Genomic DNA, 14,471 nt, shown 5'->3' with positions numbered 1-14,471 from the left:
TCAATTCAACGACATCTGCCGCCACACGCATTACTCCTGAACATCTTCAGGAGATAGCACCAGACCTCATCGGAATCTTGTGGCACTTGCTACATATTGCCGGATTTTTTGCGTCTACTGGAAAACCTGGATGTCGCCGGGATTTCGTTTCAAAAACTATGACAAGAATTGTTTGACGATATTGTAGTTGACGTTTGCCACGTATCGATGCCCCTCTTGCGGTTGACTGTTACCCAGCGCCTTGATCTCGTCGAGACGTGTGACGACCGCATATTTGGGGGAATGTTTTTTGTCACGAGTTGCAGGTTGGGCATTGATCTCCCGAGAATCGCAGTCAAAAAGATAATACTGACATCGATATGTACTAACGGGATGCCGGGTTGGTATTGCCAAGGTGATATCCTGAAGTTTTCCCCCGATCTGTAGATATGCTGGAACGATGTAGATTGGGAACACCTTGTTTTCCCGGAGGCCAGGAGTAATTCATGCTCGGTTTCAGTTAATAGCCTGCGGAACAACAGGATAGTTTGATCCCTTGCCGACAACCCAAATAGACTGGTTACGTTTTCGTATCCAGCAGCCAGATCGTTGACGTTGAATGACATATCAACCCCATTAGTGTTACTTGTTCAGCTCAAGTATGGTGGTCTCTAGCGGAAGCTGCAATTCCCAAAATACACCCGACGAACAGCCTCAGGACTCGTTGGTTCGGAAATTCCCTTATGTCTCCCGCTTTGCGCTGGTCGAAGTCGCGATCGGCTACCTTGGAATTTTTCGTCAATGTTGTCTGATGTACATTATTGGTCACTGCAGATGGCCATCTGGCTTCTGTCTAATGTCGCTCTGGCGGCACAAAAACGAGCACGTTAAAGCCTTCGTCAACATTGAAGGTCCGTAGGTCGAGTAGTTTGTTTGCGTGTTCGGAGCTGAACCAGCACGCGGTGTTCTCATCATGAATTGCCGTCACGCTCTCCCGTACGCTCTCCTTAATCGTGTCGATGATGTCGACCAAGGTCTTGCCTCGCCTGTTGAGATGCCTGAGTTTTTTACGCGCGGGGCTACCCGCGTCGGAAACGGCAATGGATATCCTGTCTGTTGAGTAGCTTTTGACCCGAACGCGCAGGCGCTTCGGCCGCTCGGCATCAAAGCGATCGTTGATAGCTCTGATACGTGCCTCAATGTCCGCATCGCTGTAATGCGCTTCCGGCATGACATCGTCTACAGGCGCAAGCCCGTCGCCAAATTGCGTGCGCGCAACCTCGGCAGCGTGATGGGCATAGGCGAGATGCGTAACCGGCAATGCCCTCAGCCAGGTGCGTCGCTGAGTGATCGCCATCGATTTTGCCGCCTCCTCGCCTAGCTTGGCGATGGAGAAGTTTTCTCTTTTTTGCCCCTCATTGGTCATCAAAGTTGCCTGCCAGACATCGCCATCGGCCGTCTCGACACGCCTGACACCTGAAATGCCGCTTCGGTTGTTTTTGCGCAGAAGCACGGCCTGCTCGTGGTTGGTAGCGGGCGGAATGGCAAGAATGATGGCGTCGCGGTACGCGCGTGCCTGACGGTAGGTTTCGTCGCCGGAACCGTAGATGCTGTCCTTGAACAGCCTGACAATCCTGTGGCCACGCCGCCGGATACTGACCCACCATCCGGCCCCGTGGTGAGCCCCGGCGGCTTTTTCGCGGCGCAGGCCGTAGGTATCGGCTTCGTGTTTTGTGTGTCTCGGATTTCTTTCGATCGTCACTCGATGCCCCGGCTTGTCAGATTTCATCCATGGATATTTGGCGTATCCAGGTTGTAGAATTCATGTTGAATCCTTGGTTTCGCCACAATGTTTGATTGCATTCTGTCGAGATTTTGACAGCTGATTGATTTTTTAGCTCTGCTATCGAGGTTCCTGATGAATGACCAGCCCTCTTCCTCTGACTTCATCCAAGCGAGCCGCGTTCTGAAGGTGTCTTCGCCACTCGGCGAGGATCAGCTTCTGCCGGAGCGCCTGTCCGTCGAGGAGGGCGTATCGCAGCTCTTCGACATTCGCCTGACCGTGCGAGCCAAGAAGGAAGCGGTGAAGCCCGAGGAGCTGATCGGACGGCTGGTCGATGTCTCGATCGAGATAAGTCAGGGCGATGGTGATGGCGGCGGTGTTCGCCGCCCCTTCAACGGCCTGGTGACGGAATTGCATGAAGGGCCGCCGATTACCCGCGGCATGCGCTCCTATGCGCTGACCATCCGGCCGCAGATGTGGCTGCTGTCGCGCCGCTCCGATTGCCGCATCTGGATGGACAAGACGGCGGTCGAGATTGTCGAGACGCTGTTTTCCGAACACGGCATTCCCGCCCCCGATACATCGGGCATCATTTCGCCACCGCCTGCGCAGCACTACAGCGTTCAGTTTAACGAGACGGATCTCGATTATCTCACTCGCCGTTTCGAAGAGGACGGCCTGTTTTACTGGTTCAGCCACGAGGACGGGTCCCACAAGCTGCATGTGGCCGATAGCGCCAGCGGCTGGCTCGGACCATCACCGGCCGCACAGGGCGAGGGAACGGTGCGCCTGGCGCAGGGCTCGTCGGACCGTAACCACATCAACGACTGGGCGCGACGGTTCTCCTATGTCTCCGGCCAGCGCGCGGGTGCGGACTGGAATTTCGAGACGCCGGGCATGGTGCCGGGCACAATGACGCCATCGCTGGTGCAGATGCCGGATGCGACGAAGCGCGAGCTTTACGAATATCCAGCCCGCATCAAGACGGTGGAAGAGGCCGAGCGGGCGCAGAAACTCAGAACCCAGTCCATCGAGGCCGATCATGACCGGGTGTTCGGTTCGTCGACCACGCGCATTCTGGAAGCCGGCCGCCGCTTTACGCCTTTCGAGGTTGCCCATCCCGAGCATGCCTACGAGGAGCATGTGATCGTGAGGGCAAGCCACAGTATCGTTGATCTCTCCTATGAGACAAACAGCAACGAACCGGAGTACCGCAATCACTTCGAGGCAATTCCGGCCCGCGTGCCGCTGACGCCGCACCGGTCAACCAAACGTCCACGCATCGAGGGCACGCAGGTGGCAATCGTCGCCGGCCCCGAAGGCGAGGAAATCCATCCGGATCAATATGGCCGCATCAAGCTGTGGTTCCCGTGGGACCGCAAGGCGAAGAAGGATGGCACGGATACGTGCTGGGTGCGTGTCAGCCAGGCATGGGGTGGCGGCACATGGGGTGCGCAGGTAATCCCGCGCATCGGCATGGAGGTGATGGTTGCCTTTGTCGATGGCGACCCGGACAAGCCGCTGGTTATCGGCGTGGTCAACAATCCCGCCAATTCCGTGCCTTACGACCTGCCGGCCAACAAGACGCGTATGGTGCTGCGCTCCAACAGTCACAAGGGCGACGGTTTCAACGAAATCACCTTCGAAGATGAAGCCGGCAAGGAGAACCAGTTCTTTCATGCCCAGAAGGACCAGACGACGCGGGTCTTGAACGACCGCACCAAACGCATCGATCGGCACGAGGTCGCCTCGGTCGGTGGAAATCGGGCCGTCGAGGTTTCCGGCAACCAGAAACACGAGATCGGTGGTTCGGTGAACACCGTTGTCGGCGGCACTGGCCCGATGGCGATGATGGCGATGGCAGGCGTGCAGGCGCTTTCAGGACAGACCGCTGGCCTGCTTTCGCAGGCAGCCCAGATCGCCGGCAGCGGTGGTCCTGGTGTCGCGGCCTTTGCCACCACGCTCGCCTCATCCGCACTCGGCTTTCTTGGTGCGGGCGGACTTTCCTCGCGCGAGGGCGTTGTCTCCGGTCCAAGCCCGCGGGCGGATGCGGGTACGGCACTTGCCGGCTCCGGCTCGGGCGTCGGTTCCGATGCCTCGGGCCTCTTTCCGCTGCCGGGCATCATGAACACGATCGTCAGTACGTTCAAATCCGATAGCGTCGGTGTGGCGCGGGCTGAACAGATCGGAGTGAGTAAGGTGACCAATGTCGGCCAGACATCGCTGGAAAGCGTCGGAAAGTTCAAGAAGATTGCCGTCGGTGAAGAGTTTGTCATCGAATGCGGTGATTCCAAATTCATCATGAAGGCGAATGGCGAGGTCATCATTCTTGGCAAGACCTTCAACTTCGTGGCGACGGATCATTTTCAGCTTCGCGGCAAGCCGATCGATCTGAACTGAAGGAGGCCGGGTCTTGGAACTTCAGAACCGCCTGCCGTTTCCCGCGATGGCTTTCCGTCAGTTCGATGCCGAAGGAGGGCGCGATTGTATCGTCTCCGTGCGCGCTACCTTCACGCATGTGCAGGACGGAACAATGGAGATCGCTCGTGAGCAGGAGAGCTTTCAATGGGAAGACGCTTACGAGGGTGATCCGCATCAAACAGTCCTCCTGCGGCAGAGCGATCTGACCCCTGACAAGCCCGGCACGGATATCAGCTTCCTGGGAGATGCATGGTCACCGTCGCAGGAGCCACAGAAATCCTGGCGCGCCTCCATTCGTGTCGGTGATGTTTCCAAGGAGATCGATGTATGCGGTCAACGATTCTGGAAACCCGTCATCAAGGAAAAGTGGGCAGGGTTCTACGCAAGGGAGCCGAAGCGGGTCATCAGCGATTGGGTGCTGAACGATCCCGAGCCGGCCCGTCAGGTCGCTGTCTGCTGGACGAATGCCTTTGGCGGCACCATTCCAGGCACAGGTGATACCGAAACCGACACCCCTGCGGATGTGGAGCGTCGCAATCTTCTGGGGTGCGGTATCGTTAATCTCGACATGCCCGCAGACACGCCTCCCGTACGCGCGCCTCAGATCACGTCGCCCGGCGAACGACTGGACTGGAAGGACGCGCCGGAGCCACAGGGATTTGGCCTGGTATCGCCTTGGTGGCGTTCCCGTCAGCAATATACCGGAACCTATGACGATGCATGGGTTGCGGAACGGCATCCGCTTTTGCCTCGTGATTTCGATCCACGCTTCTGGCAGGCCGCCCATCCTGATCTCGTCGCGACGCCTCACCTCAAGGGTGACGAGAAATACGAGCTCGTTAACCTGAGTTCTGAGCATCCGGTCGCGAAAGGCTCGCTGCCCGGCCTCACCCTCGGTGTCCATTGCTCTCGCGAGGATCGCGACGAATGGCATGTGCTGAAACTAGATGGCGTGCAATTCGACTGGCGCGATGACGGACGAGTGCTTCTGACCTGGCGCGTCAGCTTTCCGCTTCCCGATGCTGGTGAAACAACGCTTACCCTGACCAGGGTTCGCTTGAAGGCTCCTGAAACCGAAGCGGCTGCAAGGGAGACAGCATGAGTATCCCTCGCGACAACTATATCGGTGAACCACAATACCCCGATACATGGACGACGAAGACGCCACGCGAGGGGTTACGTGACATTGATGAGGCGCGTATCGTCTCTTTGGCACCTGATGTATGCCTGACACCGGTCGGCTCGTCGGTGGTGCCTATTCCCTATCCTGTCGTGGATTTTTGTGGCCACGATAAAAATTACACGCCTTCCGTTCGGTTTACGGGTAAGAAGGCGATGGTCATGCGTTCGTGCACAACACATGTCCATGGCGATGCACCCGGTGTCCGAAAAGGTGTGAAATCTGGAACGGTGGAGAGCGTATGCGAACCGATCGGCCATGCCGACCAGGTGCGTGCAGAGGGTTCGCACGTCATCCGCCACCTCGACCGTTTTCATATGAACAGCAAGAATACCGAGGGTGAGGCGATCTTTGTCCGCAGCACGCAGACATATAACTCTCCCAAGGACGATGATCCGGTGCGAGGATCGCTTCGTGCAATTGAAGTCGCCGATGCTTCAGAAGAGCAAAACCGTTCATCTGACGCTGCTCCTTCCGGTGGCGCTGCTCTAGGTTTTCTCGTCACGCCAGGATTTGCTCCACTCGTTCAAGGTGCGGGTGGAGCCGCGGCTGGAGGAGCAAGTACCGCTGCCGGTGCAGCAACTTCCGGTGCTGGAGGGGCTGCCGCCGCCGCGGGAGGTGTCAGTTTGGGAACGATATTGGCGGGGATCGGAATATTCGCCGCCGGTGTGCTTATTCCGACCAACAAAATGAATTTTTCCGATACCGTCCCACAGGATGATTTTGAACAGAAATTGCTTTTAGATGCGCAACGCAGAATGAACGAACTTCCATTCTGGGACAGTGGTGCTGACATCCGAACTGAGACGTTTGCAAAAATTCAGGAGCACAGAAAGAAAAATAAACCTACGCAGGACCCGGAGCCTACGCCTGTCCCTGTGCCGCCACCTGGATCAAATGTTCGTATAGACGAAGATGAGAACCGTAGATGTCGGTTATTGATAATATGCTTTATGCCCACCAAAAGTACGATCGATATTGATGAGTTCAAGCGACAAATGGAATTGCAGGAACAAGGGCTCAACAATATGAGTCCACAGCAGATGCTGGCCAATCAAGCAAAATATCTAGCAAATCCGGCGGGCATGCGGGCTTTGTCGGAGCCACTGCAGGCGAAAGCGCGCCAAGAATATAGAAACGACCCGCGTATCCAGAAAAAGTACGTTGATCAGTACGGTCCAATCCAGGGTCCGATAAAATTGGGAGAATATCTGGATTCGGCGGCGGCATTGCATAATCCAGACATGATCGCGGGTGGGAAATATAATTCTGTGGTCGATCAGACCTTGCCAATTGAAAATCGGATAGGTGGCCTTTCCGAGAATAGTTCTATGGGAAGTCAATGGATCAATCCAAATCGAAACGGACATACTCGCGCCAGCCGACTAACAGAGCATGCTAAGAGACAAGCGGCGAACAACTGCCCCAGTGTGCAAGTCGATCTTCGACTTTGCCCCAGCAACCCCAGTCGCCCCGGTGAGCCATTAACAGGAACATGACAATGGTAGAACAGCCGAACTACAACGTATTTGAAACCAAGTGGATTGAGGAACTCCTCAATGCATACGAAATCGACCACATAGTGAAGCCTAGTGCGCAAATAGTAGAGCGCTACAAGGATCGTTTGCCTGAAATTCTGGTAAAATTCTGGATCGAAAAAGGTTGGTGCAGTTGGTCAAAAGGCCAGTATTGGATATGCGATCCTTCTATATTTCAGCCGGTTATCGACTATGTGTTTCTCGGTGATTCCGAGCTTGATCCAACGCGCATGGTTGCCTTCGGATACAATGCGTTCGGTAACGTCGATATTTGGTACGGCGATGCGACGATACGGTTAAATCTGCCGAACGGCATGGTCCGAGTGGAGCCCCGCGGGTATGACGAAGGTCAAAAGCGCCAATGGACCGACGAAGTGATGATTGGTCTTAAATTGTCATTCAACGTCTCTCCATATGTGGCTCCATGGGAAGACGAAAAATACCAAAACATGATGCCCTTGGCTCTTGAAAGGATTGGGCAACTTGAACCCGGTGAGATTTATGGTTTCGCCCCTGCACTCAGTATTGGTGGCCGGAATAATGTCGAACATCTGCAAAAGGTGAAAGTACCGGAACATTTACTTTTGCTGGCTTCACTCGATTCGCCCACGCTTTATGATTATTCACCGCCAAGCGACGGGGACGGCAGCTTGGGCGCAGTCACTCCACGCAGGAAAATCGGTTCGGCGAGGTAAGGCATGCGCGTACGGCTCACTTCCGCTTGTGCGCTCAGCAAGAATACATTCTGCGCTGCATTCAGTGAAAGTGAATACGATGACATGTATTCGTTCATTCTTGTCTTTGAGGGAGATTTCGAACAACCTTGGACACGGTTTGACGTTCCCCGTATTATCGACAGTACTACGGGCAGGTTAGGGGCGGACGGCAAACCCGTTGTTTATGTCAAAAGCGATGAAGGCGATGTGTATTCTCTTTCTGCCGGCGAAGAGCCTCGACATGAGAAAATCGAAGGATCGGGTGTTTATAGTGAGGACGCGGAGGGGCTCGGCTACACCAACCGTATTGTCGCTATAAACGAAACCCTGTTCGTAACGGGATACCATTCACAATTGTACCGGCGAACTGGTTCCGCGTGGGAATGGTTCCATAGGGAAAAGCTGCCGAGGCCTGAGGCAGGGTACGAGTATCTTATATTTGGAGATTTGGCCGGGTCATCGCAAAATGACATCTATATGAACGTAACCTACAGCCCGGCAAGCACAACGAGAAAACTCACTGAGGAGGAGGAGGAGCGGGCTGCCGAACTCTTCGATCTTGGAAGAGTTGATGAAGCTCTTGCTATCCATCACGCAGCCGAGGGCGAAAGCAGGGTTCTGGAGGGTAGATTATATCACTGGAATGGAACGGATTGGCGTGTTGTTGCTACACCGCGTTCGGGAAAATTCTACGCCGAACCCGCAACGCTTTCGGACATTCTTGTAGAGGATAGCGAAAGAGTGTGGGCCGTTGGAAACAATGGTGTCATTCTTTTCGGCAACGCACGTGATGGTTTTCAGGACGTATCTTTCAAGGGGAACGATGAGGATTTGCGGTCCGTTACACGATTTAAGGATCGGATGGTCATTGCATCGGACTATGCGCTTCATTGGTTTGACGGCCACGTTCTTTCGCCGCTGAAGCCCGTCCTCGATCCAAGGATCAACAAAAGTGTTCCAACTCCGGTCAAGGTTCAGGCGATTGACGACGTTCTCTACTACTTCGATTCAAAGCACGGCATTCACACGTTCGATGGCACCGCATGGAACGAGATAGAGGTTCCTACGGAGTTGTTGGAACGGAATTTCAAAGGCCTCACGAGATGAGCCACGCCTGTGCGATGATCAATTGCGATCCGGCAAGCTTGGCCCGGAGCCTTCATTTTGCGATATTGTCCCCGCTCCATCGTATCCCACAATCGGAAAACAGGCTCTTGGCTGTTAGTTCATGACGGGCGACCGCCTTGGTTGAAGATCAGAAAGGGCGGATCAAAAAAAGGCCGTTACTAATAGATCGTTGACCTTGGATTCGACGCCAAATTGCGTATGGTGGCGCACCGTTTTTTACGACCTCAAGAGGCCCATATGCAGGTTTTAGTACGCGATAACAACGTCGATCAGGCACTGCGCATTCTCAAGAAGAAGCTCCAGCGCGAGGGCGTTTTCCGCGAAATGCGGCTTCGTGAGGCTTTTGAGAAGCCATCGATCAAGAAGGCGCGGGAAAAAGCAGAAGCAATCGGGCGTCAAAGGAAGCTCGCCCGTAAGCAGATGCAGCGTGAAGGGCTTCTTCCTACGAAGCCCAGAAAAGACAAATGACCACAATTGGCTTGGCGGTGGCCATTCGATCATCCTTTCGAGCCATCACTTCTTATTGACGAAACAACGTCAATATCGCCCTGCATCCGCGATCTGCAAAACACTGATGGCGAGTTGCTGCTGCGTCTGCAGCCGGGCCTAAACGAGACGTCAACGTGTGATCTTGGTTGAAGGTACAAAGTTGGAGTTTGGCGACGGTCGCGTGAGTGCTGCCTCGCCTTGGCGGCGCTGGCCATCCATGGCAAACGCGTTCCTCGTTGATATCAACAAACAGCCGGGCGTACGTCCGCACCGACCGGCGCTTTTGTCCGCGTGCCTCAGGACACTGCATTCCTGCTCCGACGTCGAGGAATTCCACGAGCTTGCGATCGCGGTCCGCGAACAACAGCGAGTGATCGGTCGCGAGATAAAAGGACGCGCGGTGGGCAGCACCCTTTTGCTGAAGGGGCTCGAAGCGGACGTTGCTGTTTTGCTGGACACTTCCACGTTCAGTGCCCAGGACCCTCTGCGTGGCATTGACACGTGGGGCCCGAAAAATAGTGGTTTGCTCGGAAACAAACTTGTTGCGGCCGAAGAAATGACTTCCCGGATTGGCCCGGCTTAAAGCCTCGAGCGATGGCGATAGGGACTACGAGTAACGGTTATCGCTGGTGCCTGCGTCAATGTCTTGGCCGGTTAAGCCGAAATTCTCCCATAGGGACGTCAATCTTCCACGCGTCGTTAGGCACGACAATAAATTCGTCTTCATTCCGGTCTAGTCTGCAACCTGCGAAATCATCGGAGTTCCAGAATTGGCAATGGAATTTTGATGTTTGGTGACTGGGGACAAACCTATCGGTGCATTTACAGCTGACCAAGTGAAATAGCGACGAACCTATGGAGCGCAATCAATTAATTAGTTGTTTTAAAAACATAATTCTCAGGAAAATGGTGTCCACGAGAGGATTCGAACCTCCGACCCCAGGATTCATACCGCTTCGGCTTTCGCCGCCGCCCATCTCAATCGGATAAGGGCGTTCGTGGTCTGGACTGTCCCTTCACCGTGGACCTTGCGGCCTTTAGGTGCTGCCCATCCAGTCTCTACACCTTCACCGGATTTCTCCGGAGCTTGGCTCGGGATTGGCATACTGGAAGACCAGCGAAGCTTTCCCCGACTTTGAGCAGATCGATTGCGTCGTTTCCGGGCGCAACCCCCAATTTACCTTAGGAATCCTGTGCTCTATCCTGCTGAGCTACGTGGACACTGAATTGCTCTTTAACCTGACCATGCCTGCGGATCAACCGCGTTCTTCATCGCGGTCGATCTCTTCCTCGGCTTTCTGCGTGTTAACAGGCGGTCAGTTCGCCAGACGCTGTTCGGCCAGCTTCACCCAGTAGGAAATACCATAGGCGATGGCCTCGTCGTTGAAGTCGTAGCTGGGGTTGTGGAGCCCGGCCGAATCACCATTGCCGATGAAGATGAAGCAGCCCGGCCTTTCCTTCAGCATGAAGGAGAAATCCTCGCCTGCCATGGAAGGATCGACATCGGGATCGACATTAGGCTCTCCCACCACATCGCGGGCGACGCGGACGGCGTAGTCAGTCTCGGCCGAATGGTTGAAAGTGACAGGGCAATAGCGCTCATAAACGACCTCGGCTTCCGCACCATTGGCAAGCGCTATGCCTTCCGCCATCTGCTTGATGCGCTCCTGCGCGAGATCGCGCACCGTTTCATCGAGACTGCGCACCGTGCCGGCGATCAGCGCTTCGTTGGGGATGATGTTGTGGCTGGAGCCGGCGTGGAAGCGGGTGACGGAGACCACCACCGACCGGATCGGATCGGCATTGCGCGAAGCGATCATCTGCAGGTTGCCGACGATCTGTGCGCCGATGGTGATCGGGTCGATGGTGCGGTGCGGTTGTGCCGCATGGCCGCCACGGCCCTTGACCGTGATGGAGAATTTGTCAGGTGCCGCCATGATGCCGCCCTTGCGGACGGCGAAGGCACCAAGCGGAATGCCGGGCATATTGTGCATGCCATAGACTTCGTCGATGCCGAAACGCTCCATCAGGCCATCCTCGACCATTGCGAGCGCACCAGCACCACCTTCTTCGGCGGGCTGGAAGATGACAGCGATCGAACCGGCGAAATTGCGGGTCTCGGTGAGATATTTGGCCGCGCCGAGCAGCATGGCGGTGTGGCCGTCATGGCCGCAGGCATGCATGGCACCGGCCGTTTTTGACGCCCAGGGTTTGCCGGTTTCCTCAAGAATGGGCAGTGCGTCCATGTCCGCGCGGAAGCCGATGGTGCGATTGCCGGGAACATTGCCCCTGATGATGCCGACCACGCCGGTGCGGCCAAGACCGGTCACGATTTCGTCAACACCGAAGGATTTCAGCTTCTCCGCAACGAAGGCTGCGGTGTTGTCGACGTCATACAAGATTTCGGGATTTTCATGCAGGTGATGCCGCCATTCGCTGACTTCCTGCTGAAGTTCGGCGGCTCTGTTCAAAATCGGCATTCGCTCATTCCTGGGTTCATCGGTGCGGCATGTGGTAAAAGCCATCCTCCGTGGTGGATAGTGCGCCGCATAATTGACGTAATCAATGTACTTTGCCATTGCTAGGACATATATGGTGAATATTGCCATTCCCCGACTGAAGACGGGAATTCGAGGACTAGCCTTGCCAAATACAGTGAAATCGCCCAACGCCGCCCGCCGGCTTTCCGCAGCCATTGCCATCGTCACCGCAGGCGTCGTCGCCGTAGCGCCCGTGGCCAATGCCAATCCAAAAATGGTGGTGGATGTCAAAACCGGCAAGGTGATTTCCCATCAGGAAGCCTTCCGCAAATGGTATCCCGCTTCGCTGACCAAGCTGATGACCGCCTATATCGCCTTTTCGCAGATGAAGGCCGGCAAGATCAGCCCGCAGACGGAAGTGGTGATGAGCAAGAAGGCCGCCGACCAGCCAGCCTCCAAGATGTATTTCAAGCCCGGCCAGAAGCTGACCATGGACAGCGCGCTGAAGCTGCTGCTGATCAAATCCGCCAATGACATCGCCGTGGCCATCGCCGAAACCATCGGCGGCACCAGCGACAATTTCGTCGCGCAGATGAATGCGCAGGCGCAGCGTCTGGGCATGAGCTCCACGCATTACGTGAACCCCAACGGCCTGCCGGGCAAGGGGCAATATACGACGGCGCGTGACCTTGCATTGCTGGCATTGATCATCAAGCGGGAATTCCCGGAATATGCCCATTATTTCTCGCTGGAAGGTGTCACCACCGGCAAGAAGAATTATGCCAACTTCAACATGCTTGTCGGCCGCTTCGAAGGTGCCGATGGCATGAAGACCGGCTTCATCTGCGCCTCTGGTTTCAATCAGGTGGCGTCGGCCGTGCGCAACGGTCGCTCCGTCATTACCGTGGTGCTGGGTGCCGATAGCCTAGCCGGGCGCACCGACCAGTCGGCCGATCTTTTGCAGATGGGGCTGACCGCGCCTTCCGGTCAGGGCGTTTCGCTCGCTTCGCTGGCGCCCTATGGCGATACCGCCGAGGTCAACGATATCAGCGCTGAAATCTGCAACCCGAAGGCCGCCAAGGTGCGCAGCGAGGGTCGTGACGAGGCGGGCCGGATGGTCATCCATTCGCCCTATGTGACGGAAATGACCCGCCCGCCGGAATATTCCTTCGCCGGCCTCATTCCCGGCAGCGAGACGGTCGCGGTCAACGCGCCCAAGGGTGCGGCCGGCAAGGGCCAGCTGGCCAATGTGCCAATCCCGATCCCGCGCCCGACATTCTGATCAGCGGAAACGGGCCTCGAGCCCGATGCCGCAATGCGTTTATGTATTCGCAGCGTGATCATGTTATGATATTACAATGTCGCTCGTGGCTTCCAGCCACGGGCGATTTCTTTTCGTTCCGTGCGGCTCCCGGTCTTGTCTAGCATTATGTCATGCCGGGGGGCAGCCATCACCATACAGGCAAGGCATGTCTCGCGATCGCATCCCGGTTTCCATTATCACCGGCTTTCTTGGCGCCGGAAAATCGACGCTGCTCAACCGTCTTCTCAAAGATCCGGAGATGAGCGATGCTGCGATTATCATCAATGAATTCGGCGATGTCAGTATCGACCACATGCTGGTTGAAAGCGCTGGCGAAGGCATCATTGAGTTGGCCGAAGGGTGCCTCTGCTGCACTGTCAGGGGTGAACTGGTGGATACGCTGGCTGAACTGATTGATGGTATCCAGACCGGCAAGCTGAAGCCGGTCAAACGGGTTGTGATCGAGACGACCGGTCTTGCCGATCCCGCCCCCGTCATGCAGTCGGTCATGGGCAATCCTGTCATCGCGCAGAATTTCGTGCTGAACGGCATGATCACGGTGGTGGATGCCGTCAATGGCCTGTCCACACTCGACAATCACGAGGAAGCGGTGAAGCAGGCGGCCGTGGCCGACCGGCTGGTGATGACCAAGCGGACGCTCGCCGATGCTTCTGCGATTGCCGCCCTGACGGCGCGTCTTGAGGCGCTAAACCCGCGTGCGACAATCGAGGATGGCGACAAGGCCGACTGGAGTGCTGCCGGGCTTCTCGACAATGGCCTTTATGATGTCTCCAGCAAAAATGCCGATGTCGGCCGCTGGCTGGGCGAAGAGTCCGGCCATGGTCATCATGATCATGATCATGACCACGATCACGCGCACGGCCATCACCACCATCATGATGTGAACCGGCATGACGCGTCGATCCGGTCCTTCTCGATCATTCACGATCAGCCGATCGATCCGATGGCGATCGATATGTTCGTGGATCTGCTGCGCTCGGCCCATGGCGAAAAGCTCTTGCGCATGAAGGCCATCGTCAAGCTGTCGGATAATCCGGGGCGGCCTTTGGTACTGCATGGGGTGCAAAACATTTTCCACACGCCCGAGCGCCTGGCGGCCTGGCCGGACCCGACCGATCAGCGCACGCGCATGGTACTGATCACGAAGGATTTGCCGGAGGCTTTCGTGAAAGACCTGTTTGCTGCCTTCACCGGCACACCGGGTATTGACCGGCCGGACAGGCAGGCGATGACGGATAATCCGCTGGCGGTTTCGGGGTTGCGGTTTTAGGGCGTGCCATGATGGGCGAGGTCGGTGGATGTGGTTACCCCCCCTTCTGCCCTGCCGGGCATCTCCCCCACAAGGGGGGAGATAGACTCGTGGCTGGCTCTCGAGCATTTCGACATTTGAGAATAAAGCAGCGATGGTGCGTCTTGCCGATCTCCCCCCTTGA

11 protein-coding genes are annotated in these 14,471 nt (G+C 56.1%); 9 read left to right on the top strand and 2 right to left on the bottom strand.

What is annotated here, in order from left to right; all coding sequences use genetic code 11:
- Window positions 1-832 precede the first annotated feature (832 nt).
- The gene (locus ATU_RS16920; RefSeq protein WP_010973211.1) at window positions 833-1,768 is read right to left on the bottom strand and encodes a hypothetical protein; all 936 of its coding nucleotides are present in this window, start codon (window positions 1,766-1,768) and stop codon (window positions 833-835) included.
- A 129-nt stretch (window positions 1,769-1,897) separates the two neighbouring features.
- Between ATU_RS16920 and tssI the strand changes: the two genes are divergently transcribed.
- The 7 genes from tssI (at window position 1,898) to ATU_RS16885 (ending at window position 9,817) form a co-directional block, all read left to right on the top strand.
- Window positions 1,898-4,162: a type VI secretion system tip protein TssI/VgrG gene (gene tssI / locus ATU_RS16915; protein WP_010973210.1), complete on the top strand. Its 2,265-nt coding sequence runs from the start codon at window positions 1,898-1,900 to the stop codon at window positions 4,160-4,162.
- Between the two features lie 13 nt (window positions 4,163-4,175).
- Window positions 4,176-5,285, top strand: a complete 1,110-nt coding sequence (locus ATU_RS16910) for a DUF2169 family type VI secretion system accessory protein (RefSeq protein ID WP_010973209.1) — start codon at window positions 4,176-4,178, stop codon at window positions 5,283-5,285.
- Window positions 5,282-6,862, top strand: coding sequence for a polymorphic toxin type 15 domain-containing protein (locus ATU_RS16905; protein ID WP_010973208.1), 1,581 nt, complete (start codon window positions 5,282-5,284; stop codon window positions 6,860-6,862). Before ATU_RS16910 ends, ATU_RS16905 begins: the two co-directional genes overlap by 4 nt.
- A 2-nt stretch (window positions 6,863-6,864) precedes the next feature.
- On the top strand, window positions 6,865-7,596 hold the full coding sequence (locus ATU_RS16900) for a GAD-like domain-containing protein (RefSeq protein WP_010973207.1): 732 nt from the start codon (window positions 6,865-6,867) through the stop codon (window positions 7,594-7,596).
- Between the two features lie 84 nt (window positions 7,597-7,680).
- Window positions 7,681-8,724, top strand: coding sequence for a hypothetical protein (locus ATU_RS26640; RefSeq protein WP_197541449.1), 1,044 nt, complete (start codon window positions 7,681-7,683; stop codon window positions 8,722-8,724).
- A gap of 258 nt (window positions 8,725-8,982) precedes the next feature.
- Window positions 8,983-9,213 carry a 30S ribosomal protein S21 gene (rpsU, locus tag ATU_RS16890; RefSeq protein WP_010973205.1) on the top strand — a complete coding sequence of 77 codons (231 nt, stop codon included), beginning with the start codon at window positions 8,983-8,985 and terminating at the stop codon, window positions 9,211-9,213.
- Window positions 9,214-9,451: 238 nt separating this feature from the next.
- Complete coding sequence (locus ATU_RS16885; protein ID WP_035258555.1) at window positions 9,452-9,817, top strand: hypothetical protein; 366 nt, start codon at window positions 9,452-9,454, stop codon at window positions 9,815-9,817.
- A 733-nt stretch (window positions 9,818-10,550) separates the two neighbouring features.
- Here the strand turns inward: ATU_RS16885 and ATU_RS16880 are convergent.
- Window positions 10,551-11,714 carry a M20 aminoacylase family protein gene (locus ATU_RS16880; RefSeq protein WP_006310345.1) on the bottom strand — a complete coding sequence of 388 codons (1,164 nt, stop codon included), beginning with the start codon at window positions 11,712-11,714 and terminating at the stop codon, window positions 10,551-10,553.
- Window positions 11,715-11,877: 163 nt separating this feature from the next.
- Here ATU_RS16880 and ATU_RS16875 point away from each other — a divergent pair, with 163 nt between their 5' ends.
- Both ATU_RS16875 and ATU_RS16870 read left to right on the top strand, forming a co-directional pair.
- Entirely contained in the window at window positions 11,878-12,996 is a 1,119-nt protein-coding gene (locus ATU_RS16875) for a D-alanyl-D-alanine carboxypeptidase family protein (protein WP_035214607.1), read from the top strand.
- A gap of 187 nt (window positions 12,997-13,183) precedes the next feature.
- On the top strand, window positions 13,184-14,308 hold the full coding sequence (locus ATU_RS16870) for a CobW family GTP-binding protein (RefSeq protein WP_010973202.1): 1,125 nt from the start codon (window positions 13,184-13,186) through the stop codon (window positions 14,306-14,308).
- The last annotated feature ends 163 nt before the right edge of the window (window positions 14,309-14,471 follow it).

The sequence above is a fragment of the Agrobacterium fabrum str. C58 genome (assembly GCF_000092025.1).
Lineage (GTDB): Bacteria > Pseudomonadota > Alphaproteobacteria > Rhizobiales > Rhizobiaceae > Agrobacterium > Agrobacterium fabrum.
The sequence above is the reverse complement of the archived record's forward strand: the minus strand, read 5'-3'. Positions and strand labels throughout refer to the sequence as shown.